Raw genomic sequence first — 22,329 nt, 5'->3', positions numbered from 1 at the left:
CACACCATTGAACCGAACGATCGGTCGGTCGGCTGGCCGGTCGCGGGGACGGATGGCGAAGGGGCTTCGCATGACGACGATGGCGGCGGACGCCGGGGCGTACGAGGCGGTGTTCGACGCCGCTCTGGCCGCTGACGAGCGCATCGAGCCGCGTGACTGGATGCCCGATGACTACCGGGCGTCACTGGTCCGGCAGATGGCACAGCACGCCCATTCCGAGATCATCGGCATGCAGCCGGAGGCGAACTGGATCACCCGCGCCCCCTCGCTGCGGCGCAAGGCGATCCTGATGGCCAAGGTGCAGGACGAGGCGGGTCACGGCCTGTATCTCTACAGCGCGGCGGAGACCCTGGGCACCAGCCGGGACGAGCTGCTCGACAAGCTGCACAGCGGTCGGCAGAAGTACTCGTCGATCTTCAATTACCCCACGCTGACCTGGGCCGATGTCGGCGCGATCGGCTGGCTGGTGGACGGCGCGGCGATCACCAACCAGGTCCCGCTGTGCCGCTGCTCCTACGGCCCCTACGCCCGGGCGATGGTCAGGATCTGCAAGGAGGAGTCCTTCCACCAGCGCCAGGGGTATGAGCTGCTGCTCGCCCTCAGCCAGGGCACCGAGGCCCAGCACGCCATGGCGCAGGACGCGGTGGACCGCTGGTGGTGGCCGTCGCTGATGATGTTCGGCCCGCCGGACGACGCCTCGGCGCACTCCGCCCAGTCGATGGCCTGGAAGATCAAGCGGCACTCCAATGACGAGCTGCGTCAGCGCTTCGTCGACATCTGCGTCCCGCAGGCCGAGTCCCTCGGTCTGACCCTCCCCGACCCCGATCTCCGGTGGAACGAGGAGCGGGGCCACCACGACTTCGGAGCCATCGACTGGAGCGAGTTCCACGAGGTGCTGCGGGGCAACGGCCCGTGCAACACCCAGCGGATCTCCCAGCGGCGCCGGGCCCATGAGGAAGGCGCCTGGGTGCGCGAGGCAGCCGCCGCGTACGCGGCCAAGCACGGGGAGGAACAGGCATGAGTGGTGGCCGAAGCGGTGCGTGGCCGCTGTGGGAGGTGTTCGTCCGCAGCAGGCGCGGGCTCTCCCACACCCACGCCGGAAGTCTGCACGCGCCGGACGCCGAGATGGCCCTGCGCAACGCCCGCGATCTGTACACCCGCCGCTCGGAAGGGGTGTCGATCTGGGTGGTGCCCTCCACCGCGGTCACCGCGTCGTCGCCGGACGAGAAGGACCCGTTCTTCGAGCCGTCCGCCGACAAGCCCTATCGCCACCCCACCTTCTACGAGATCCCGGAAGGGGTGCAGCACCTGTGACCGCGGCCCTCGCCCTCGGCGATGACGCACTGGTGCTCTCCCACCGGCTGGGGGAGTGGGCGGGCCACGCCCCCGTGCTGGAGGAGGATGTGGCGCTCGCCAATATCGCCCTCGATCTGCTCGGCCAGGCCCGGGTGCTGCTCTCGCTGGTCGGTGACGAGGACGAGCTCGCCTATCTCCGCGAGGAGCGGGCGTTCCGCAATGTGCAGCTCGTCGAGCAGCCCAATGGGGACTTCGCCCACACCATCGCGCGTCAGCTCTACTTCTCCACCTATCAGGAGCTGCTCTACGAGCGGCTGGCCCGGGGCGGCGGCCCCTTCGCCCCGCTCGCGGCCAAGGCGGTCAAGGAGGTCGCCTACCACCGTGACCACGCCGAGCACTGGACGCTGCGGCTCGGCGACGGCACCGCGGACAGCCATGAGCGGATGCGGACGGCACTGGAGGCCCTGTGGCGGTTCACCGGTGAGCTCTTCGAGCCGGTGGAGGGGTGCGAGGTGGAGTGGAACACCCTGCACACCGACTGGCTGGACCGTCTCACCCCGGTCCTGAAGCGCGCCACCCTGGACGTTCCCGAGGGACCGCGGCGGGGTGCGTGGACGGCGGGCGCCGGTCGGCAGGGCGTCCACACCGAATCGTTCGGCCGGATGCTGGCGGAGATGCAGCATCTGCACCGCAGCCACCCGGGGGCGACATGGTGACCCCGGCGGCCCCTGCCTCCGGCACCACCGCGCTCGAGGAGGAGCTGCGGCGGCTGGCGGGATCCGTGCCGGATCCCGAGCTGCCCATGGTCTCCCTGGCCGAGCTGGGCGTGGTGCGGGGGCTCCGGGTGCTGGGTCCGGGCCGGGTCGAGGTCGAGCTGACCCCCACCTACACCGGCTGCCCGGCGCTGGAGTCGATGAGCGCCGATATCGAGCGGGTGCTGCATGACCGCGGGATCCCCGAGGTGGCCGTCCGTACGGTCCTCTCCCCGCCCTGGTCCACGGACGCCATCAGCGCCGAGGGCCGGCGGAAGCTGGCCGAGGCCGGGATAGCGCCGCCCTCGCCCAGCCGTGCCGAGGCGGGCGGCCCGGTCGCCGTCGAGCTGGGGGTGCGCTGCCCGCACTGCGGCTCCACCGAGACCAAGCTGCTCAGCCGCTTCTCCTCCACCGCGTGCAAGGCGCTGCGCCGCTGTGAGGCGTGCTGTGAACCCTTCGATCACTTCAAGGAGTTGTGATGGCCGCGGAAGCGGTGGTGGAGGCCACCACACACCATGGCGCGTTCCACCCGCTGCGGGTGGTGGCGGTCGAGCGGCTCACCGAGGACTCGGTGGCCGTCACCCTGCGGGTGCCGCCCGCGCTGCGGGAGACTTTCCGCTTCGTCCCCGGACAGCACATCGCGGTGCGGCGGTTCGTCGACGGCGCCGAGATACGGCGGACGTACTCGATCTGCACCCCGGCCGCCGACGGCGCGGGACCGGAGCTGCTGCGGGTGGGCGTCCGGCTGGTGGAGGGGGGCGAGTTCTCCACCTACGCCCTGAAGGAGTTGGCGGTCGGCGAGGTCATGGAGGTCATGGCGCCCGCGGGCCGGTTCGTGCTCGCACCCCGGCCGGGGCATTTCGCGGCGGTCGTCGGCGGCAGCGGGATCACCCCGGTGCTCTCCATCGCCGCCACCCTGCTGGAGCGGCAGTCCGAGGCCCGGTTCTGTCTGATCCGCAGCGACCGCACCGCCGCGTCCACGATGTTCCTGGAGGAGGTCGCCGACCTCAAGGACCGCTGGCCGGACCGGTTCCAGCTGGTATGCGCCCTCTCCCGGGAGGAGCAGCAGAGCGGGCTGGTCTCCGGGCGGCTGGACGAGGAGCGGCTCACCGCGCTGCTGCCCTCACTGCTGCCGGTGGACTCGGTGGACGGCTGGTTCCTCTGCGGTCCCTACGGTCTGGTGAGCGCCGCCGAGCGGGCGCTGCGCGGTCTCGGGGTGGCCCGTGGCCGGGTCCATCAGGAGATCTTCCACGTCGACACCGCCGATGAGACCGGCTCCGGCGCACCGCGCCCGGCCGGCACCGCTTCGCGGAGTTCGGTGACGGCCACCTTGGACGGCCGCTCCGGCACCTGGCCGGTGCAGGACGGGGAGGCGCTGCTGGAGACCGTGCTGCGCAACCGCGCGGACGCCCCGTACGCCTGCAAAGGCGGGGTGTGCGGCACCTGCCGGGCGTTCCTGGTCTCCGGCGAGGTGCGGATGGACCGGAACTTCGCGCTGGAGCCGGACGAGGTGGAGGCGGGCTATGTGCTGGCCTGTCAGTCCCATCCGGTCGGTGAGCGGGTGGAGTTGGACTTCGACCGCTGAAGCACGGTGGTGGCCGTTCCCTTCTTGTAGAACCTGTTCTATCTTGACCGGCCGTCGGACAGAGCCGCGGCGCGGGAGGACGAACAGTGGACTTCACCTTCACCGAGGAGCAGCAGGCGGCCGTCGAGGCGGCGAAAGCCGTCTTCACCTCCGTCGAACCGGACGGCGTGCCCAGCCCCGCACTGATCCGCGGGGCCGTGGCGGAGGACTTCGACCGTGGGCTGTGGAAGCGGCTCGCCGAGGGCGATCTCCTCGGCCTGACGCTCGACCCGCACCACGGCGGTTCGGGGCTGGACCTCATCGCGCTGTGCCTGGTGCTGCGCGAGTCGGCCCGGGTGCTGGCCCGGGTGCCGCTGCTGGAGTCCGCCGCGGCGGCCCTGGCGGTGCAGAGGTACGGCGGAGCGGAGCTCGGCGCGGAGGTCCTGCCCCGGGTGGTGCGCGGGGAGCTGGTGCTCACCGTCGCGCCGAACGGGCGGACCGGCCATGACCCGGCCGAACTCGCCGTGCGGGCCCATCAGGACGGCGACGGCTGGGTGCTGGACGGCGTCCAGACCGGTGTTCCCTGGGCGTATGGGGCCGACCGGGTGCTGACCCCCGCCCACACCGGCGCGGGCCGCACGGTCCTCGCCCTGGTCCCCCGGTGCCGGGACGGCGTCGCCCTGGACGAGCAGGTGTCCACCAGCGGTGAGCGGCAGGCCGAGATCCGTCTCGACGGGGTACGGCTGTCCGCCGCCGAGGTGCTGACCGCGGACGGTGCCTGGGAGTGGCTGCGGGAGATCCTCACCACCGGCACCTGTGCCCTCGCACTGGGCCTTGGCACCGCGGTGCTGGAGATGACCAGCACCTATGTCAGCGGACGTGAGCAGTTCGGCCATCCGCTGGCCACGTTCCAGGCGGTCGCCGTCCAGTCCGCCGACCGCTACATCGATCTGCGGGCCATGGAGGCCACCCTCTGGCAGGCCGCCTGGCGGCTGGGCGCGGAGGAGGAGCGGTCGACCGCGGGGGGCGCCCTTCCGCTCGCCGGGGACGTGGCCGTCGCCAAGATATGGGCGGCCGAGGGCGTACGGCGTGTGGTGCAGACCGCACAGCATCTGCACGGCGGCTTCGGCGCGGTCACCGACTATCCGCTGCACCGCTATCACGCCTGGGCCAAGCAGCTCGAGCTGTCACTCGGCCCGGCCGCCGCGCACGAGGAAGCCCTCGGCACGCTGCTGGCCACCCACACCGTCGCCTGACACCCAGGTACGAGGGCGCCCCGCCCGGCCCCCGTAGGCCGGGCCCGGCGCCCGGCGGGACCCCGCGCACCGGACGCCCGGGAACGGACGACTCACCGCGCACCGCCTCCGGGAGAGCGCGGAACCGACAGGGCCTAGGCCGTGTCGTTCGGATCTTCGTGGGTCCGCGACGACGGCTACGGCACCTCGCTGCGTTGTCGCCGGACCCGAGTACGCCCAGTACGCGGGTCAGGCTCCGCCTTGCGATGCTCCCCCAGCTAACGCTGGGAGGTGCCCCCTGCATCCGACGCCGCGGCCTGATCCACGAAGATCCAAACGACACGACCTAGAGAACGAACGCGCCGTCAGGGGTGTCGTCCTGGCCGGAGACCATGGGACGGCCCGCCGCGTGCCAGGCGAGCATGCCGCCGTCCACGTTCACCGCGTCCAGACCCTGCGCCACCAGATACTGCGTCACCTGCGCGGAACGGCCGCCGACCCGGCACATCACATGCACCCGCCGCCCGTCTCCCACCGACTCGGTCAGCTCACCGAACCGGGCGACCAGCTGGCCCATGGGAATGTGCAGCGCGCCCTCGACGTGCCCGGCCGCCCATTCGTCGCCCTCCCGGACGTCCAGCAGAAAGCCGTCGGCGGGTACGGCCGCGGCCTCCACCTGGGGAAGCTGGGCAAAATGCATCACTCACACCTCTCACACAACGTCGCGGCCTCGTCAGCCGCCGCACAACCTACTACCGGGCCAGCTCCGCCAGCCGGGCCTCCTTCTCGGAGACCTGGCCCAGCAGCTGCTCGGCGATCTCGTCCAGCAGTCCGTCCGGATCCTCCGGCGCCATCTTGATCATCGCGCCGATCGCGCTGTTCTCCAGCTCGGCGGCGACGGCCGCCAGCATCTCCTTGCGCTCGGCCAGCCACTCCAGCCGTGCGTACAGCTCCTCGCTGCGGCCGGCCCGGCGCTCCGGCTGCGGAGGTCCGGCCTCCCATTCCTCGGCCAGCGCACGCAGCGTCTCCACGTCCCCGGCCGCGTAGGCGGCGTTGACCCGCACGATGAACGCCCCGCGGCGCTCCCGCTCGGCCTCCTCCTCGGCCAGGTCCGGATGGGCCTTACGGGCCAGGTCCCGGTAGATCCGGCGGGCTTCCTCACTCGGCCGCACCCGCGGCGGCGGCTGCACCGGCTTCTCGGTCAGCATCGCGGCCGCCTCCGGCGAGAGGCCGTCGGAGTCGATCCAGCCGTGGAACAGCTCCTCCACGCCCGGCATCGGCTGCACCAGCCCCCGCGCCTCCCGCGCCCTGCGCTGGTCCTCGGGGTCGCCGGTGCGCTGTGCGACCGCCTCCGCGATCAGCGCGTCCAGTTCGTCGAGGCGCGAGTACATCGGTCCGAGGCGCTGGTGATGCAGTCGGGAGAAGTTCTCCACCTCCACCCGGAAGGTCTCCACCGCGATCTCGAACTCGATCAGCGCCTGTTCGGCCGCCCGCACCGCCCGCTCAAGGCGCTCGGTGGCCTGCGCCTCCTCGGCCGACCGGGCCTCCTCGGGCCGGTCCTGCGATTCCGCCTGGGGCTCGGCCTCGGACACGGACTGCTGTGCCTGCTGCTGCGCTTCCGGGTTCGTCACCCGCTCAGCCTACGTCCGGCACCCGGTCCCGCCCGAACCTCACACCCCCAGCTCGGCTGCCACCCGCCCGGAGCGCACCGCCGCGACCAGCGCCGTGTGGTCGGCCTCGGTGCGGTCGGCGTACGCCACCGCGAAGGCCGCCACCGCCTCGTCGAGCTCCTCCCCCTTGCCGCAGTAACCGGCCAGCAGCCTCGGATCGGCGCTGTGGGCGTGCGCCCTCGCCAGCAGCGCCCCGGTCATCCGCCCGTAGTCGTCCACCTGGTCGGCGGCCAGCGCCGCCGGGTCCACGCTTCCCTTGCGGTTCCGGAACTGCCGCACCTGGTACGGCCGCCCCCGGACCGTGGTCCAGCCCAGCAGGATGTCGCTCACCACCTGCATCCGCTTCTGGCCGAGGACCACCCGCCGTCCCTCGTGCCCGGCCTCGGGCACCGCGAACCCGGCCGCCCTCACATACGGCAGCAGCACGGACGGACGGGCCTCCTTCACCTGCAGCACCAGCGGCTCGCCCCGGTGGTCGAGCAGCAGCACCACATAGGAGCGCGTGCCCACACTGCCCGTTCCCACGACGCGGAACGCCACATCGTGCACCTCGTACCGGGCGAGCAGCGGCAGCCGGTCCTCGGGCAGCGTCGCCAGGTAGTCGCCGAGCGCCGATGCCACCGCCGCGGCCTCGTCGTCCGGCACCCGCCGCAGCACCGGGGGCGCGTCCACGAAGCGGCGGGCCCCGGGCCTGCCGGACGGATCCTCCTCCTCGGGCACGGCCTCCGTGGCCCGTGCGGCGAACCGCGCGCTGGTGTTCCGCCGGGCCTTCTCGGCCACCCGCTCCAGCGTCCCCGCCAGGTCCCTGGCATCGGTGTGGGAGACCAGTTCCTCATCGGCGATCGCATTCCACGCGTCGGCCGCGGGCAGCTTGGCCAGCAACCGCACCGTACGGCGATAGGCCCCCACCGCGTCATACGCCGCGGCCCGGCAGACGTCCTCGTCGGCCCCGGCCTCGCGCCCCGCCAGCACCAGCGAGGTGGCGAGCCGCTTCACGTCCCACTCCCACGGACCGTGCACGGTCTCGTCGAAGTCGTTGAGATCGATGATCAGGCCGCCACGGGCGTCCCCGTACAGCCCGAAGTTCGCGGCGTGGGCGTCCCCGCACAGCTGGGCGCCTATGCCGGTCACCGGGGTGGCCGCCAAGTCGTGCGCCATCAACGCGGCCGAACCACGCAGGAAGGAGAAGGGGGTCGCGGCCATCCGCCCCACCCGTATCGGGGTGAGCTCCGGCAGTCGTCCGGCGTTGGACCACTCGACAGCCGTCGCGGCGTCCGGCCGGTCCATGACGGGCGGCGCCTCGGCATGCGCCGACCGCGGCACCCGCTTCCGCAGCGCCTTGCCCTCGTGCTTGGGCGACGGCCCGTCCCCGTGCCAGGCGGCGAAGCCCGGCACCGCCGGAAGCCGACGGACCGCTCCACCCGCCCGGGCGGCGCCACGGTCCGCACCCCGGCTGTCCTCCGCGCCGGCCGGACCCCCGCCGGGGCCGCCGCTTCCGCTGGGCCCGATGCCCTCTTCGCCCGTCATGGCGCCCCCCGTTCCCCTCGCCCGCCACCGGCCACGCGACAGCGGCATCCGCATGGAGCCGGGCTCCCGACCGGCTCCGACGACGCCCGGACCACCTCGGCTGCCCAGACCGTACCGCCAGTCGCCCCGACCCGTCAGAGCCTGTGGACAACCCTTTCGAACCCCCGGGCCCCGCTCAGACGGTCAGCCGCTCGGACGCTCAGTCACTCAGTCGCGGTGAGCACTGCAGCACTGCAGGACTGCACACACAGGACACTGCACACAAAAGACAAGGAGTGCGCGCGGAAGACAAGCCATGGACAACATCCGCACGCCCACACCCGCGCACCGCTCAGCGGCGGAACTGCTCCGGGCAGCCACCGCCCTCGGGCAGATGGTCCTCCGCCCAGCGCGACAGCTCCTTCAGCGCGGGCTCCAGCGCCCGCCCCGCCCCCGTCAGCCGGTACGACACCCGCAGCGGCGGTCCCGCGTCGACCTCCCGCACCACCAGCCCCGCCCCGGACAGCTCGGTGAGCCGGTCCGACAGCATCCGCTCGCTGATCCCGGGGATCGCCCTGCGCAGATCGGCGAAGTAGGCCGGCCGCTCGGTCAGGACCGCGACGATCAGCCCGGTCCATCGCTTGCCGAACAGCTCGAAGACACGGGTCATCGAGGAATCGACCTGCTTGCACTGCTGCTCATCGCGCTGTTCGCACCCACCGCCGTCCGCCATGGAATACAGACTACTGGCCTCCCGTTTGGGACTGCAGAAAAGTAAGCTACTATGCAATCAGTAGTTACGTAGAAATGAGCGGCCCCGCCGCCCCGTCATACGGAGGCACCCCATGCCCACGCTTCTGCACATCGACTCGTCCGTCTGGCCCGGCGACGCCTCCTCCTCCCGCGCCGTCACCGCCACCTTCCGCAAGGAGTGGGAGGCCCAGCACCCGGACGGCACGGTCATCTACCGCGATCTGGCCACCGAGCCGCTGCCCCACCTCGACGGGGCCGCCGCCCACGCCGGATTCGTACCCACGGACGACCGCACCCCCGAGCAGCACGACGCCTTCGCGCTGCGCGAGACCCTGGCCGGTGAGCTGGAGCGGGCCGACGCGGTCCTGATCGGCGCCCCCATGTACAACTTCACGATCCCCTCCACGCTCAAGGCGTGGCTGGACCACGTGATCATCATGGGACGCACCGCGGGCGCGGAGCGGACCACCACCTCCGGCACTCCGGCGGTCGTCGTCGCCAGCCGTGGCGGCGGCTACGGGCCGGGCACCCCGCGGGAGAGCTTCGAGTTCGTCACGACCTACCTGGACAAGGCGCTGAACGGTGCGCTCGGCCTCGATGTCGAGTTCGTTGTGCCGGAGCTCACGTTGGCCCGTACCAATCCGGCGATGGCCGACCTGATCGAGCTGGCGGACGCCTCCAAGGCGAAGGCCCACGAGGACGCGGCCACCAAGGCCAAGTCCCTCGCCTCCCGCTTCGCGGCCTGACCGGATCCGGCCCCGCCCGATCCGATCAAGCCTGATCCGGACCGCCGAAGCCACCGGAGGCCACCGTTACACGGGGCCGGAACGCGGCACCGGAACGACCAAGGGCCCCCGTCCAGGGAGGCCCTTGGTCCTGTCCTGCCGTCCTGCTCGCTCTACCGTCCTGCCGCAACGCGAAACGGGCCTCCCCCGAGCGACTTTCGTCACTCCGGAGAGGCCCGTTCCGACTGGTGCGCGAGGGGGGAGTTGAACCCCCACGCCCTTTCGGGCACTGGAACCTGAATCCAGCGCGTCTGCCTATTCCGCCACCCGCGCATGGGTGCTGCCGTACGGTGCTCCCCCGCTCCCCGGTGGCCCTTTCGGACTCTCTCGGTTCGGGCGGCGCGCCTTCCGACATCCAGAACACTAGCACGCTGCCCAGGGTGGAATCACACCCGTTTCCGGTGGCCCCGCACCCGCCCGCTCTGAGAGCGTCCCGGTTGCGGGACACTGTCGTGAGGGCACCTCTACGATCCTGTGAGAGGTGACACTGCTCCACAGGGCCAGGAAGGGGAACCACCCGATTTCCCGACGCGTGGATACGATCAGTAAGCAGTACCAGGACGACACTGAGCACGACTGAGGAAGGAGGTGCCCCGTGGGAGTCATGAAGCGCTTCGAGCAGCGACTCGAGGGACTCGTGAACGGCACCTTCGCCAAGGTGTTCAAGTCCGAGGTCCAGCCGGTGGAGATCGCGGGCGCGCTCCAGCGCGAATGCGACAACAACGCCACGATCTGGAACCGCGACCGGACCGTCGTCCCCAATGACTTCATCGTCGAGCTGAGCGCGCCCGACTACGACCGCCTCAGCCCGTACTCCGGACAGCTCGGCGACGAGCTGTCCGGCATGGTGCGCGACTACGCCAAGCAGCAGCGCTACACCTTCATGGGCGCGATCAAGGTCCATCTGCAGAAGGCGGAAGACCTCGACACCGGCCTGTACCGGGTGCGCAGCCGGACGCTGGCCTCCAGTGAGTCCCAGAGCCCGCAGGCGGCCGCCGCTCCGGCCCGCGGCGGTGCCGGTGCCCCGCACCAGCGTCCCGGTGGCCAGGGCTATCCCGCCCAGCCCACGGGTGCGCCGCCGCCCATGCCCGCCGCGCCCCCCGGCGCCCGTCCGGTGCCCCGCACCGGCGGCACCGGAGCGGGCGTCGGTGCGCAGCCCCAGGGCCAGACCCGGCGCTGGATCGAGATCAACGGCACCCGTCACCAGATCTCCCGGCCCACCCTGGTGCTGGGCCGCAGCACCGACGCCGATGTGCGGATCGACGACCCCGGTGTCTCCCGACGACACTGTGAGATCCGGGTCGGTACCCCGCCGACCATCCAGGACCTCGGGTCGACGAACGGCATCGTGGTGGACGGACAGCACACCACCCGCGCTACGCTCCGCGACGGCTCGCGGATCGTCGTGGGCAGTACCACCATCGTTTACCGGCAAGCCGAAGGGTGAAGCGGGGGCAATGTCAGAGCTGACCCTCACGGTCATGCGGTTGGGTTTCCTCGCCGTACTGTGGCTGTTCGTCATCGTGGCCGTTCAGGTCATCCGTAGCGACCTGTTCGGGACCCGCGTGACCCAGCGCGGTTCCGCGCGGCGCGGCGCTCCCGACCGGCCGCAGCAACCGCAGCAGCGGCAGCAGGCGGCACCGCCCCCGCAGCGCCAGCAGTCGGGAGGCCGCGGCCGCCGCGGTGCCCCGACCAAGCTGGTGGTCTCCGAGGGCACGCTGACCGGCACCACGGTCGCCCTCCAGGGGCAGACCATCACCCTCGGCCGTGCGCACGATTCAACAATCGTGCTGGACGACGACTACGCCTCCAGCAGGCATGCCAGGATCTACCCGGACCGTGACGGCCAGTGGATCGTCGAGGACCTCGGGTCCACCAACGGCACCTATCTCGACCGGACCCGACTCACCACACCGACACCGATTCCGCTCGGCGCGCCGATCCGTATCGGCAAGACCGTCATCGAGCTGCGGAAGTAGTAGGACCATGACGACCGGAGGGTGGGCAGCGTGGTTGGCAAGGGGCTGTACCCGGAGCCGACGGGCGAGGTGCGCATGAGTCTGTCACTGCGTTTCGCGGCCGGATCGCACAAAGGCATGATCCGGGAGGGCAACGAGGACTCGGGTTACGCCGGGCCCCGGCTGCTCGCCATCGCCGACGGCATGGGCGGCCAGGCCGCCGGTGAGGTCGCCAGCTCCGAGGTGATCTCCACCCTGGTCCAGCTCGACGACGACATCCCGGGCTCGGACATCCTGACCTCCCTGGGCAGCGCCGTGCAGCGGGCCAACGACCAGCTGCGCGAGATGGTCGAGGAGGACCCTCAGCTCGAGGGCATGGGCACCACGCTCACCGCTCTGCTGTGGACCGGCCAGCGGCTCGGTCTGGTCCACGTCGGCGACTCGCGCGCCTATCTGCTGCGCGACGGGGCGCTGACCCAGATCACCCAGGACCACACCTGGGTGCAGCGCCTGGTGGACGAGGGCCGGATCACCGAGGAGGAGGCGGGCACCCACCCGCAGCGCTCCCTGCTGATGCGCGCCCTGGGCAGCGGCGACCATGTCGAGCCCGATCTGTCCATCCGCGAGGTCCGGGCCGGGGACCGCTATCTGCTGTGCTCCGACGGTCTGTCCGGAGTGGTCAGCCAGCAGACGCTCGAGGACACCCTCGCCAGCTACCAGGGCCCGCACGAGACCGTGCAGGAGCTGATCCAGCTCGCCCTGCGCGGCGGCGGCCCCGACAACATCACCTGCATCGTCGCCGACGTCCTGGACGTGGACGGCGGCGACACCATGACCGGGCAGTTCAACGACACCCCGGTCATCGTGGGCGCGGTCGCCGAGAACCAGATCCCCCTGGGCGACGGCGGCGCCGCGTCCACCCCCGCGGGCCGCGCTGCCGAGCTCGGGCGGTCCAGCCGTTCCGTTCCCCAGCAGGGCGACCCCCAGGGCGGGTTCGGCCCGCCCGGGAGCGGACCGGACGTCGGTGCCGCGCCGGAGGGCAGCTACGGCGCCTACGCCGACGGCGACCTGACCAAGAAGAGCGGCCGCAAGACCTGGTTCAAGCGCTCGCTGTACATCGCGCTGGGCCTCGCCGTGATCGGCGGCGGGCTCTACGGCGGCTACCGCTGGACCCAGACCCAGTACTACGTGGGCGCCAACGGCGACCACGTCGCGATCTACCAGGGCATCAGCCAGGACCTCGCCTGGATCAAGCTCAACAAGGTCCATGAGGACCACCGCGAGATCGAACTCAAGTACCTCCCCACCGACCAGCGCGGCCGGGTGGAGGACACCATCGCGGTGAACGACCTCGGCCAGGCCCGGGACAAGACCAAGGACCTCGCCACCCTCGCCGGGGCATGCCGCAAGGCGGACGCCCAGAAGAAGGCCGAGGACCGGCAGAAGGACCTCACCGGCGGCGAGGACCGGGACCGCGGTGGCTCCGGGGACGACAAGGCCACGCCCAGTGGCGACAGATCCCCCGCGGGCGAAGGAGCGGCGCAGAACGACCGCAACGAGAACGAGGTGCAGACGCGGGCCGGAGAGGCCACCTCCAAGCCGAAACCGTCGAAGTCTCCTACTCCGAAGCCCGGCCCCACCCTGTCGGAGGAGGAGAAGGAGTTGGTCCCGCAATGCAGCAGCACCCAGCAGTGAAGCCGTAAGGGGCCGTCCACGTATGAGCAGCACCTCCAACACCACCACGATCAGCACGGTGGGTCCGCCGAGCCGGCGTAACACCGAGCTCGCCATGCTGGTCTTCGCGGTGATCATTCCGGTCTTCGCCTACGCCAACGCCGGTCTGGCGCTCAGCGACGAGATGCCCTCGGGCATGCTCAGCTACGGCATCGGGCTCGGTCTGCTGGCCGGGGTCGGCCACCTCGTGGTGCGGAAGTTCGCGCCGTACGCCGACCCGCTGCTGCTGCCGATCGCCACCCTGCTCAACGGACTGGGGCTGGTGCTCATCTGGCGCCTGGACCAGTCCAAGCGGCTGGCCGCACGGGCCGAGAGCATCGGCCAGGTCTACGCGGCCGCGGCCCCCAAGCAGCTGATGTACTCGGCGATGGGTGTCGCCCTCTTCGTGGGCGTGCTGATCCTGCTCAAGGACCACCGGATCCTCCAGCGCTACACCTACATCTCCATGGCGGCGGCGCTGGTGCTGCTGGTCATGCCGGTGTTCTTCCCGGCCAAGTTCGGCGCCCGCATCTGGGTCACCGTGGGCAGCTTCTCCATCCAGCCCGCCGAATTCGCCAAGATCGTCATCGCGGTCTTCTTCGCGGGCTACCTGATGGTGAAACGGGACGCGCTGGCGCTGGCCAGCCGCCGCTTCATGGGGCTGTACCTGCCGCGCGGCCGTGACCTCGGTCCGATCCTCGTCGTCTGGGGCATGAGCATCCTCATCCTCGTCTTCGAGACCGACCTCGGTACCTCGCTGCTGTTCTTCGGCATGTTCGTCGTCATGCTGTACGTGGCCACCGAGCGCACCAGCTGGATCGTCTTCGGTCTGCTGATGTCCGCGGTCGGAGCCGTCAGCGTGGCCACCTTCGAGCCGCACGTACAGCAGCGTGTGGACGCCTGGCTCGACCCGTTCGCGGCTTTCAAGAACGGCACCAGTGACCAGATCGCCCAGGCCCTGATGTCCTTCGGCTCCGGCGGTGTCTTCGGCACCGGTCTGGGCCAGGGCAACTCGGACCTGATCGGCTTCGCCGCCAACTCGGACTTCATCCTCGCCACCGTCGGCGAGGAGCTGGGCCTGGCGGGCACCATGGCGTTCCTGCTGCTGTACGGCCTGATCGTGGAGCGGGGCGTACGGACCGCCCTCGCCGCCCGCGACCCGTTCGGCAAGCTGCTCGCGATCGGTCTGTCCGCGGCCTTCGCCATCCAGATCTTCGTGGTGGCGGGCGGTGTCATGGGGCTCATCCCACTGACCGGTATGACCATGCCGTTCCTCGCGTACGGCGGTTCCTCGGTCCTCGCCAACTGGGCCCTGGTCGCGATCCTCATCAAGATCAGCGACACCGCGCGCCGTCCCGCCCCGACTCCCGCTCCGTCCACAGACGCCGAGATGACTCAGGTGGTCCGCCCGTGAACAAGCCCCTGCGCCGTATCGCGATCTTCTGTGGACTGCTGGTCCTCGCCCTGCTGATCCGGGACAACTGGATCCAGTACGTCCAGGCCGACGAGCTCAAGGAGAACAAGCACAACCGCCGGGTGCTGATCGCCCGTTACAGCCAGCCGCGCGGCAACATCATCGTGGACGGCCGGCCGATCACCGGATCGGTCGAGACCGACGGCACCGACTTCAAGTACAAGCGCACGTACAAGAACGGCAAGATGTGGGCGCCGGTCACCGGCTACGCCTCCCAGGTCTTCGACGCCAACCAGATCGAGAAGCTCGAGGACGACATCCTCACCGGTGACGACGACCGCCTGTTCTTCAACCGGACGATCGACATGATCACCGGTAAGGACCAGCGGGGCGGTGACGTGATCACCACTCTCAACGGCAAGGCCCAGAAGGCCGCGTACGAGGGGCTCGGCAACAAGAAGGGCGCCGTCGCCGCGCTCGACCCCCGCACCGGCAAGATCCTCGCCCTGGCCAGCACCCCGAGCTACGACCCGTCGACCGTCGCGGGCGGCTCCAAGAAGGACGAGAAGGCCTGGAACGACCTCCAGCCGAAGAACAACACCGACGACCCGATGCTCAACCGGGCACTGCGTCAGACCTACCCGCCCGGCTCCACCTTCAAGGTCGTCACCGCCGCCGCGGCGCTGGAGAACGGGAAGTACTCGGACATCGACGCGCCGACCAAGTCGCCGCTGCCCTGGCGCCTGCCGCTGTCCAGCAAGAACCTGGATAACGAGGGCAACATCCCCTGCGAGAACGCCCCTCTCCGGGAGGCCCTGCGGTACTCCTGCAACACGGTCTTCGGCAAGCTGGGTGACGACCTCGGCAAGGAGAAGATGCTGGAGCAGGCGGAGAAGTTCGGCTTCGGCGAACAGGTCCTGACGCCGGTCCGTGCCAACGCCAGCGTCTACCCCGAGGATATGGACCGGCCGTCCAACGCGCTGTCCGCCATCGGCCAGTACGACACCCGCACCACCCCGCTCCAGATGGCCATGGTCGCCTCCGCGATCGCCAATGACGGCAAGCTGATGAAGCCGTACATGGTCGACTCGCTGCGCGCCCCCAATCTGAGCACCATCGAGCGGACCGACCCGGAGGAGATGAGCCAGGCGGTCTCCCCGGAGAACGCCGGCAAGCTCCAGGACATGATGAAGACCGTCGTGGACAAGGGCACCGGTACCGCGGCCCAGATCCCCGGGGTCGAGGTCGGCGGCAAGACCGGTACCGCCCAGCACGGTGTCGCGAACAGCAAGAACCCCTACGCATGGTTCATCTCCTACGCCAAGACCGACGACGGCTCCCCGGTCGCGGTCGCGGTCGTCATCGAGGGTTCCGACACCGTCCGTGACGACATCGCGGGTGGCAGGCTGGCCGCGCCGATCGCCAAGGACGTGATGAAGGCGGTACTGGCCAGCGAGAAGTGACGCCGGTCACGCCCTGATACCAATCCCGCACGTCGCCGTACCGGTCCGGTATCAAGTAGCGGCTGTGGCCGGGTCGCATCGGACGTGCCGGGTACGGTATGCGCGAGCAGCACTTGACCGGCCCCCACAGGTGCGGTCGGGAATGACGGAAGAGGGCTGGAGTAGCTATGGAAGAGCCGCGTCGCCTCGGCGGCCGGTATGAGCTGGGCTCAGTGCTCGGCCGCGGTGGCATGGCGGAGGTCTACCTCGCCCATGACACCCGCCTCGGCCGCACTGTCGCTGTGAAGACGCTCCGGGTGGACCTCGCCCGCGATCCGTCCTTCCAGGCCCGGTTCCGCCGAGAGGCCCAGTCGGCCGCCTCGCTCAACCATCCCGCGATCGTCGCGGTCTACGACACCGGCGAGGACTACGTCGACGGTGTCTCGATCCCGTACATCGTGATGGAGTACGTCGACGGCTCCACCCTGCGTGAGCTGCTGCACTCGGGCAGAAAGCTGCTCCCCGAGCGCTCCATGGAGATGACCACCGGCATCCTCCAGGCCCTGGAGTACTCACACCGGAACAACATCGTCCACCGCGACATCAAGCCCGCGAACGTCATGCTGACGCGCACCGGCCAGGTCAAGGTGATGGACTTCGGCATCGCCCGCGCCATGGGCGACGCCGGGATGACCATGACGCAGACGGCCGCCGTGATCGGCACCGCCCAGTACCTCTCCCCCGAGCAGGCCAAGGGCGAGACCGTCGACGCCCGCAGTGACCTCTACTCCACCGGCTGTCTGCTCTACGAGCTGCTGACCGTGCGGCCGCCCTTCGTGGGCGACTCCCCGGTGGCCGTGGCCTACCAGCACGTACGGGAAGAGCCTCAGCCGCCGAGCGCCTACGACCCCGAGATCACCCCGGAGATGGACGCCATCGTCCTGCGGGCGCTGGTCAAGGACCCGGACTACCGCTACCAGTCGGCCGACGAGATGCGCGCCGACATCGAGGCCGCGCTGGACGGCCAGCCGGTCGCCGCCACCGCGGCGCTCGGCGCGGTCGGCTACGGCGCCGACGACCAGCCCACGACCATGCTGCGCCCGCAGGACCCCGGGGCGCAGACCTCCATGCTTCCGCCGATGCGCGACGACGACGGCGGTATGGGCTACGACGACCGGCCCGACCGGGGCCGTGGCCGTGGCGGATCGCCGGAGAAGAAGAGCAACCTCTCCACGATCCTGCTGGTGCTGGCCGGGATACTGGTCCTGGTCGGGGCGATCTTCATCGGGAAGTCGCTGTTCAGCGGCGGCAAGAACGACGACATGGTCGACGTGCCCAGCCTGCGGAACAAGACGTTCGCGGCCGCCCAGAAGCAGGCGACCAACGGCGACTTCAAGGTCGAGAAGACCGGCTCGAAGTTCTGTGACACGCCCAAGAACACGGTCTGTTCGCAGGACCCCGAGGGCGGCCAGATCGAGCGGTTCGGCATGATCCGGCTGACCATGTCCAAGGGCGCCAAGCCCGCGGCAAAGGTCGAGGTCCCCAGCGTCGTCAACACCCAGATCGCCTCCGCGACCCAGCAGCTGGAGGACAAGGGCTTCGAGGTCGAGCAGCAGCAGAAGGAGTCCCCGCAGCCGGCCGGGACCGTGCTCGCCCAGGACCCGACGGGCGGGACGAAGGCCACCAAGGGCAGCACGATCACGCTGACCGTGGCCGCGGCCGAGTCCAAGATCGTCGTCCCGGACGTGACCACCAAGAAGGTCGAGGACGCCAAGACGGCGCTCGGGAAGAAGGGCCTCAAGGTGTCCGTCACCGAGGCCGAGAACGGCGATGTCGAGGCGGGCACGGTCGTCGACCAGAACCCCAAGGGCGGCCAGGAGGTCGCGCCCGGTTCGCAGATCACCCTGACCGTCGCCAAGGCCCCCGCACAGCCGGAGAACGTCCAGGTGCCCAACCTGGGCGGTCAGACCCTGAAGGACGCCAAGAAGGCGCTGAAGGACCTCGGGCTGAACGTGGGCACCATCGCCGGTCCGCAGGACGACAACGCCACCGTGGTGGCCAGTCAGCCGGGCGCGGGCAGCACGGTGCCCAAGGGCCAGTCCATCAGCCTCATCACCACCGGCGGCCAGGGCAACAACGGCGGCGGTATCGGAGGCGGTGACGGCGGGGACGACACGATCTTCGGCGGTCCGAGCGGCGCCGCCCCCACCGAGTAGACCGCGCCGCGGGGCACCGAGGTGCCCTGGCGACGACGAAGCCCCCGGCGCCCTCCCAGAGGGCACCGGGGGCTTCCCCGTGGTCCTGGCCTCGCTTCTGCCGGGTGCGGGGCTAGCGCAGTTCCTTGGGGGGCGTGCGGCGCACGTCCACCTTCTCGGTGCGCTCCAGTTCGCCCCACACGATGTAGCGGTGGCGCGCGGTGTAGACCGGCGTACAGGTCGAGAGCGTGATGTAGCGGCCCGGCTTCTTCGTACCCGACTCCTTGGGGACCGCGTCCAGCACGTCCACGTTGAACTTCGAGGTCTCGGGGAGCGTCGCGAAGACCCGGTAGACGTACCAGCGGTCGCGGGTCTCGAAGACGACCGCGTCGCCCTCGTGGACCTTGTTGATGTTGTGGAACTTGGCGCCGTGGCCGTCACGGTGGGCGGCGAGAGAGAAATTGCCCTTTTTATCCCAGGGCATGGCGGAGGGCACCGGGTCCGTGTAGTAGCCCGCGACACCGTCGTTCAGGGTTTTGGTGCTGGTGCCCTTCTTGACCAGCACCTCGCCGTTGTCCATGGACGGCACGTGCAGGAAGCCGATGCCGTCCTTGGTGTCGAGGTTCCCCGGACCCTGCGCCCAGTGCCGCCGCACCCGGTCACCCTGCTTCTTCGCCTCGCGGTCGGCGAGCACGTTGGTCCACCACAGCGAGTAGACGACGAAGAGGGCCAGGACCAGCCCCGCGGTGATCAGCAGCTCGCCCAGGACGCCGATGGCCGCGGCTATCCGGGCGCGGGTGGTACGGGGCGCGGCGGGGGCGGGTGGATCGGCGGTCTCGCCCCGCAACTGGTCGTGGTCGGTCCGTGCCACCGCGTCGTACCCCTTTTCTTGCTGTTCCCGCTCGGACGCGCTCACTCGACCAGCGCGTCCGGCTTCCCATCGCTGCGCGGGCGCTCGTCGACCATCTTGCCCCACACGATCATCCGGTAGGTGCTGGTGAACTCCGGTGTGCAGGTGGTCAGCGTGATGTAGCGGCCCGGCTTGGTGAAGCCCGAACCGGCCGGCACCGGCCCGATGACGCCCGTGTTGGACGGGGAGGTCTGCGGGAGGATGCCGTCCATCTCGTAGGTGTAGTAACGGCGTTGGGTCTCGATGATGATCTCGTCGCCGCGCTTCAGGTGGTTGATGTAGCGGAACGGCTCACCGTGGGTGTTGCGGTGCCCGGCGAGCGCGAAGTTCCCCTTCTTGTCCCAGGGCATCGCGGTCTTCAGCCTGCCCTTGGCGTAGTGGCCGACCATGCCGCGGTCGAGGACCTTGTGCTTGTCGATGCCCTCGGCGATCGGGGCCTTCACATCCAGCTTGGGGATGTAGAGGATCGCGAACCCCTCGCCGGGGGAGAAGGTCCCCGGGTCACGGTCGCCGCCGTTCTCGTCCCACTTCGCGCGGAGGCTGTTGGCGGCGCCGTTGGCCTGCTGGTGCGCCCGGATGTTGGTCCACCACAGCTGGTAGGTGACGAAGAGCAGCATCACCACGCCGAGCGTGATGAACAGCTCACCGGCGACCCGGCTCATCACGACCCCGGGGCTGTCCTTGCGGGCCCGCGCGGCGCGCTTGGCCTCCATACGGGTACGGGGCGCGGCACCGGGGGCCGGGCCCGCGTCCGTTCGCGGGCGGCCCGCGGACGGACGCCGGCCGCCGCGCCGGGCGGCCTCCTGGGCGGCCCGGCGGCGGGCGGCACGGCCACCGGTCGGCACCGGCTGGCCGGAGGCCGGTGCCACGGGGGTCGCGCGGTGGGGGGGCATGGGGCCGGGGAGCGTGCTGCCGGGGCGGACCCTCCGCAGCGCCATGGTCTCGTCGCCGCCCGGCGGCACGGAGCGTCCGCCGGGGGGCGCGGAGCGCGGCATCGCGCGCAGGGCCACCGTCTCGTCGTCGCGGCGGGGTGGTGCGGTGGGCGCGGACCGGGCCGCGGGGGGCAGGACGGCGGTCTCATCGGCCCTGCCGGGCTCTGAGGGGGCCACTCGCGCCCGACGGCGGCCCGTGGGGGGTTCTGGAGCCTCCCCCGCCTCGCCGGGCCCTGAGGCGCCGGGACGGCGCCGCCGTCGGCCGGTCGGGGGCGGTACGGCGCCCAGCGGCATCGTGGCCGCCGGATCGGCCGGGCCGTCCGGGGCGTACTCCTCGGCGGACGGACGGCGATGGCGTCGGCGGGGCGCGGGATCCGGAGGCCGCCCGGGGAGCGAGCTGAGGCCCAGGGTGTGACTGGTGGCCCCGTCGGGGGCCACCGCCGGCATCCGGGCGGCCGGGGGATCGCCCGGCCGCTCCCCCGGCGCCGTGAACGCGCCGGATCCCCCGTGGGCGTCGTACGGTCCCCGTGACTCGTACGACCCGTACGGGGCGGCTCCCTGGGCGCCGTGGGCCGCGCCCTCACGCTCGGGGCGCAGTGCGGTCACTCGCCTGCCTTGCCGCCGACCGCCCCGACCACCGGGGCGAGTCCGGCGGACCGCTCCACCGCTCCGCTGTCGCCGCACTCCACCAGCCAGTTGGCGAGCATGCGGTGGCCCCATTCGGTGAGGACCGACTCGGGGTGGAACTGCACGCCCTCGACGCGCAGTTCCCGGTGGCGCAGTCCCATGGCGATGCCGGTCTCGGTCCAGGCCGTGATCTCCAGCTCCTCCGGGACCGTGCCCCGCTCGACGGCGAGCGAGTGGTAGCGGGTGGCGGTGAAGGGCGAGGGCAGTCCCTGGAAGACGCCCGCTCCCTCATGGGTGACCAGCGAGGTCTTGCCGTGCAGCAACTCCGGTGCGCGCCCCACGACCCCGCCGTAGGCGACGGCCATGGACTGCATCCCCAGACAGACGCCGAACACCGGGACGCCGGTGGACGCGCAGTGCCGCACCATGTCGACGCAGACCCCGGCCTCCTCGGGGGTGCCGGGTCCGGGGGACAGCAGGACGCCGTCGAAACCGTCCTGGGCGTGCGCGAGGGCGACCTCGTCGTTGCGCACCACCTCGCACTCGGCGCCGAGCTGGTAGAGGTACTGGACCAGGTTGAAGACGAAGCTGTCGTAGTTGTCGACGACCAGGACGCGCGCGCTCATCGCGGACCCGCCATTCCCTCGTCGACCGTCACATCGTTGAACGGCAGCAGTGGCTCCGCCCACGGGAAGACGTACTGGAAGAGCACGAAGACGATCGCCAGCACCAGCACGAGCGAAATCAGCGCCCGCACCCATGCGTTCCCCGGCAGATGCCGCCAGATCCAGCCGTACATGCCATCCCTATCTCACCGATGACGAAGTCGATTGCAGCACCGGAGTGCAGCACCAGAGTAAAGGGCGAGGGCGGCCTGGGAGGGTCAGCCGGACAAAGCGGCGGGCCTGCCCTCGGTGACCGGGCGGGTCGCGTCGAGGTGCGCCCAGACGATCAGCCGGTGACTGTGCCCCCACTCCGGGTCGCAGGTGGTCAAGGTCAGATAGCGGCCCGGGCGGCGGAATCCGGACGTCCGCGGCACCGGGTCGATCACCCCGGTGTCGCTGGGGCGGGTGCGGTAGGGGCGCCGGTCGATGCGGTACGTGAACCAGGTGGTGCCGTCGGTCAGCACCACCGCGTCGCCGGGGCGCAGCGCGGGAAAGTCCTTGAAGGGGTCGCCGTAGGTGCGGCGGTGCCCGGCGACGGCGAAGTTCCCGGTGGCGCCGAGGCGGGCGGTGCGGGAGTAGTGGCCGAGCCCCTTCTTGAGGGTCTCGGCGCCGGTCCCCTGGAGGACGGGTTTGGCCCAGTCGCTGCCGAAGCGGGGGATGTACATGACCGCGAAGGAGGCGCCCGGCGCGTAGGGGGGTGGTGCGGCCTGGCCACGGGCGCCCTCCATGGAGACGGAGCCGGTGGCCCAGCGGTCCTGTAAGTGGTCGATCTCGCTCTCCATGGCGCGGTCGGCGCGGACGGAGGTCCAGTAGAGGAGGTAGACCACCAGGAGAATGATCAACGTGCCGATGGTGACGCAGAGTTCACTGAGCGTTCTGATGATCACCCGCGTGGTCACCGGCCCCCCAAGC

At 70.8% G+C, this 22,329-nt stretch carries 22 protein-coding genes and 1 tRNA gene; 13 read left to right on the top strand and 10 right to left on the bottom strand.

The features are described from left to right. The first annotated feature begins 70 nt into the window (after positions 1-70). The 6 genes from paaA (at position 71) to AC07FT_RS14190 (ending at position 4,868) form a co-directional block, all read left to right on the top strand. Positions 71-1,021: a 1,2-phenylacetyl-CoA epoxidase subunit PaaA gene (gene paaA, locus AC07FT_RS14215; protein WP_431772036.1), complete on the top strand. Its 951-nt coding sequence runs from the start codon at positions 71-73 to the stop codon at positions 1,019-1,021. Next, a complete protein-coding gene (paaB, locus tag AC07FT_RS14210) occupies positions 1,018-1,314 on the top strand; it encodes a 1,2-phenylacetyl-CoA epoxidase subunit PaaB (protein WP_432011972.1) in 297 nt (98 codons plus the stop codon). Before paaA ends, paaB begins: the two co-directional genes overlap by 4 nt. Beyond that, positions 1,311-2,012: a 1,2-phenylacetyl-CoA epoxidase subunit PaaC gene (paaC, locus tag AC07FT_RS14205; RefSeq protein ID WP_479176467.1), complete on the top strand. Its 702-nt coding sequence runs from the start codon at positions 1,311-1,313 to the stop codon at positions 2,010-2,012. The genes paaB and paaC overlap by 4 nt, the downstream gene beginning before the upstream one ends. Continuing rightward, positions 2,006-2,527, top strand: coding sequence for a 1,2-phenylacetyl-CoA epoxidase subunit PaaD (gene paaD / locus AC07FT_RS14200; protein WP_479176466.1), 522 nt, complete (start codon positions 2,006-2,008; stop codon positions 2,525-2,527). Before paaC ends, paaD begins: the two co-directional genes overlap by 7 nt. Then, positions 2,527-3,633 (top strand): 2Fe-2S iron-sulfur cluster-binding protein, encoded by a 1,107-nt coding sequence (locus tag AC07FT_RS14195; protein ID WP_479176465.1) that lies wholly within the window; start codon positions 2,527-2,529, stop codon positions 3,631-3,633. The genes paaD and AC07FT_RS14195 overlap by 1 nt, the downstream gene beginning before the upstream one ends. Before the next feature lie 86 nt (positions 3,634-3,719). Beyond that, positions 3,720-4,868, top strand: coding sequence for an acyl-CoA dehydrogenase family protein (locus tag AC07FT_RS14190; RefSeq protein WP_479176464.1), 1,149 nt, complete (start codon positions 3,720-3,722; stop codon positions 4,866-4,868). 325 nt (positions 4,869-5,193) lie between these two features. On the opposite strand, the gene AC07FT_RS14185 is transcribed toward AC07FT_RS14190, so the two are convergent. The 4 genes from AC07FT_RS14185 to AC07FT_RS14170 all read right to left on the bottom strand — a co-directional run bounded on the left by AC07FT_RS14185 (position 5,194) and on the right by AC07FT_RS14170 (position 8,756). Further along, a complete protein-coding gene (locus AC07FT_RS14185) occupies positions 5,194-5,547 on the bottom strand; it encodes a rhodanese-like domain-containing protein (RefSeq protein ID WP_471192111.1) in 354 nt (117 codons plus the stop codon). A gap of 52 nt (positions 5,548-5,599) precedes the next feature. Next, complete coding sequence (locus AC07FT_RS14180; protein ID WP_479176463.1) at positions 5,600-6,478, bottom strand: hypothetical protein; 879 nt, start codon at positions 6,476-6,478, stop codon at positions 5,600-5,602. A 39-nt stretch (positions 6,479-6,517) separates the two neighbouring features. Next, entirely contained in the window at positions 6,518-8,044 is a 1,527-nt protein-coding gene (locus AC07FT_RS14175; protein WP_479176462.1) for a DUF2252 domain-containing protein, read from the bottom strand. 331 nt (positions 8,045-8,375) lie between these two features. Then, positions 8,376-8,756 carry a winged helix-turn-helix transcriptional regulator gene (locus AC07FT_RS14170; RefSeq protein ID WP_479176461.1) on the bottom strand — a complete coding sequence of 127 codons (381 nt, stop codon included), beginning with the start codon at positions 8,754-8,756 and terminating at the stop codon, positions 8,376-8,378. 112 nt (positions 8,757-8,868) lie between these two features. Between AC07FT_RS14170 and AC07FT_RS14165 the strand changes: the two genes are divergently transcribed. Further along, positions 8,869-9,522 carry an FMN-dependent NADH-azoreductase gene (locus tag AC07FT_RS14165; protein ID WP_479176460.1) on the top strand — a complete coding sequence of 218 codons (654 nt, stop codon included), beginning with the start codon at positions 8,869-8,871 and terminating at the stop codon, positions 9,520-9,522. Between the two features lie 225 nt (positions 9,523-9,747). Here AC07FT_RS14165 and AC07FT_RS14160 read toward each other — a convergent pair. After that, positions 9,748-9,834, bottom strand: a tRNA-Leu gene (locus tag AC07FT_RS14160). Positions 9,835-10,156: 322 nt separating this feature from the next. Between AC07FT_RS14160 and AC07FT_RS14155 the strand changes: the two genes are divergently transcribed. From AC07FT_RS14155 to pknB, 6 genes are all read left to right on the top strand, one after another. Continuing rightward, positions 10,157-11,008 carry an FhaA domain-containing protein gene (locus AC07FT_RS14155; protein WP_471192096.1) on the top strand — a complete coding sequence of 284 codons (852 nt, stop codon included), beginning with the start codon at positions 10,157-10,159 and terminating at the stop codon, positions 11,006-11,008. A 10-nt stretch (positions 11,009-11,018) separates the two neighbouring features. Continuing rightward, complete coding sequence (locus AC07FT_RS14150) at positions 11,019-11,540, top strand: FHA domain-containing protein FhaB/FipA (RefSeq protein ID WP_471192094.1); 522 nt, start codon at positions 11,019-11,021, stop codon at positions 11,538-11,540. Positions 11,541-11,615: 75 nt separating this feature from the next. Beyond that, positions 11,616-13,214, top strand: coding sequence for a Stp1/IreP family PP2C-type Ser/Thr phosphatase (locus AC07FT_RS14145; RefSeq protein WP_479176459.1), 1,599 nt, complete (start codon positions 11,616-11,618; stop codon positions 13,212-13,214). Between the two features lie 22 nt (positions 13,215-13,236). Continuing rightward, a complete protein-coding gene (locus tag AC07FT_RS14140) occupies positions 13,237-14,646 on the top strand; it encodes an FtsW/RodA/SpoVE family cell cycle protein (protein ID WP_254751729.1) in 1,410 nt (469 codons plus the stop codon). Next, positions 14,643-16,109, top strand: a complete 1,467-nt coding sequence (locus tag AC07FT_RS14135; RefSeq protein ID WP_479176458.1) for a peptidoglycan D,D-transpeptidase FtsI family protein — start codon at positions 14,643-14,645, stop codon at positions 16,107-16,109. The genes AC07FT_RS14140 and AC07FT_RS14135 overlap by 4 nt, the downstream gene beginning before the upstream one ends. Before the next feature lie 167 nt (positions 16,110-16,276). Then, positions 16,277-18,304, top strand: a complete 2,028-nt coding sequence (pknB, locus tag AC07FT_RS14130; protein WP_479176457.1) for a Stk1 family PASTA domain-containing Ser/Thr kinase — start codon at positions 16,277-16,279, stop codon at positions 18,302-18,304. Positions 18,305-18,416: 112 nt separating this feature from the next. Here pknB and AC07FT_RS14125 read toward each other — a convergent pair whose 3' ends face one another. From AC07FT_RS14125 to AC07FT_RS14105, 5 genes are all read right to left on the bottom strand, one after another. Then, positions 18,417-19,154 carry a class E sortase gene (locus AC07FT_RS14125; protein ID WP_479176623.1) on the bottom strand — a complete coding sequence of 246 codons (738 nt, stop codon included), beginning with the start codon at positions 19,152-19,154 and terminating at the stop codon, positions 18,417-18,419. A gap of 41 nt (positions 19,155-19,195) precedes the next feature. Further along, positions 19,196-20,731 carry a class E sortase gene (locus AC07FT_RS14120; protein WP_479176456.1) on the bottom strand — a complete coding sequence of 512 codons (1,536 nt, stop codon included), beginning with the start codon at positions 20,729-20,731 and terminating at the stop codon, positions 19,196-19,198. Further along, positions 20,728-21,378, bottom strand: a complete 651-nt coding sequence (locus tag AC07FT_RS14115) for an aminodeoxychorismate/anthranilate synthase component II (RefSeq protein ID WP_471192081.1) — start codon at positions 21,376-21,378, stop codon at positions 20,728-20,730. Before AC07FT_RS14115 ends, AC07FT_RS14120 begins: the two co-directional genes overlap by 4 nt. Continuing rightward, a complete protein-coding gene (locus AC07FT_RS14110) occupies positions 21,375-21,551 on the bottom strand; it encodes a hypothetical protein (protein WP_044572551.1) in 177 nt (58 codons plus the stop codon). Before AC07FT_RS14110 ends, AC07FT_RS14115 begins: the two co-directional genes overlap by 4 nt. Positions 21,552-21,635: 84 nt before the next feature. After that, positions 21,636-22,316, bottom strand: coding sequence for a class E sortase (locus tag AC07FT_RS14105; protein ID WP_479176455.1), 681 nt, complete (start codon positions 22,314-22,316; stop codon positions 21,636-21,638). Positions 22,317-22,329 lie beyond the last annotated feature (13 nt).

This window comes from Streptomyces sp. NPDC045899 (assembly GCF_056431485.1).
The sequence above is the reverse complement of the archived record's forward strand: the minus strand, read 5'-3'. Positions and strand labels throughout refer to the sequence as shown.

Bases quoted from the DNA above. Each gene is read 5' to 3' on its own strand.
- AC07FT_RS14175 (WP_479176462.1), bottom strand. From the start codon at position 8,044: ATGACGGGCGAAGAGGGCATCGGGCCCAGCGGAAGCGGCGGCCCCGGC.
- AC07FT_RS14165 (WP_479176460.1), top strand. From the start codon at position 8,869: ATGCCCACGCTTCTGCACATCGACTCGTCCGTCTGGCCCGGCGACGCC.
- AC07FT_RS14195 (WP_479176465.1), top strand. From the start codon at position 2,527: ATGGCCGCGGAAGCGGTGGTGGAGGCCACCACACACCATGGCGCGTTC.
- paaA (WP_431772036.1), top strand. From the start codon at position 71: ATGACGACGATGGCGGCGGACGCCGGGGCGTACGAGGCGGTGTTCGAC.
- AC07FT_RS14115 (WP_471192081.1), bottom strand. From the start codon at position 21,378: ATGAGCGCGCGCGTCCTGGTCGTCGACAACTACGACAGCTTCGTCTTC.
- pknB (WP_479176457.1), top strand. From the start codon at position 16,277: ATGGAAGAGCCGCGTCGCCTCGGCGGCCGGTATGAGCTGGGCTCAGTG.
- paaB (WP_432011972.1), top strand. From the start codon at position 1,018: ATGAGTGGTGGCCGAAGCGGTGCGTGGCCGCTGTGGGAGGTGTTCGTC.
- paaD (WP_479176466.1), top strand. From the start codon at position 2,006: ATGGTGACCCCGGCGGCCCCTGCCTCCGGCACCACCGCGCTCGAGGAG.
- AC07FT_RS14140 (WP_254751729.1), top strand. From the start codon at position 13,237: ATGAGCAGCACCTCCAACACCACCACGATCAGCACGGTGGGTCCGCCG.
- AC07FT_RS14110 (WP_044572551.1), bottom strand. From the start codon at position 21,551: ATGTACGGCTGGATCTGGCGGCATCTGCCGGGGAACGCATGGGTGCGG.
- AC07FT_RS14170 (WP_479176461.1), bottom strand. From the start codon at position 8,756: ATGGCGGACGGCGGTGGGTGCGAACAGCGCGATGAGCAGCAGTGCAAG.
- AC07FT_RS14185 (WP_471192111.1), bottom strand. From the start codon at position 5,547: ATGCATTTTGCCCAGCTTCCCCAGGTGGAGGCCGCGGCCGTACCCGCC.
- AC07FT_RS14145 (WP_479176459.1), top strand. From the start codon at position 11,616: ATGAGTCTGTCACTGCGTTTCGCGGCCGGATCGCACAAAGGCATGATC.
- AC07FT_RS14150 (WP_471192094.1), top strand. From the start codon at position 11,019: ATGTCAGAGCTGACCCTCACGGTCATGCGGTTGGGTTTCCTCGCCGTA.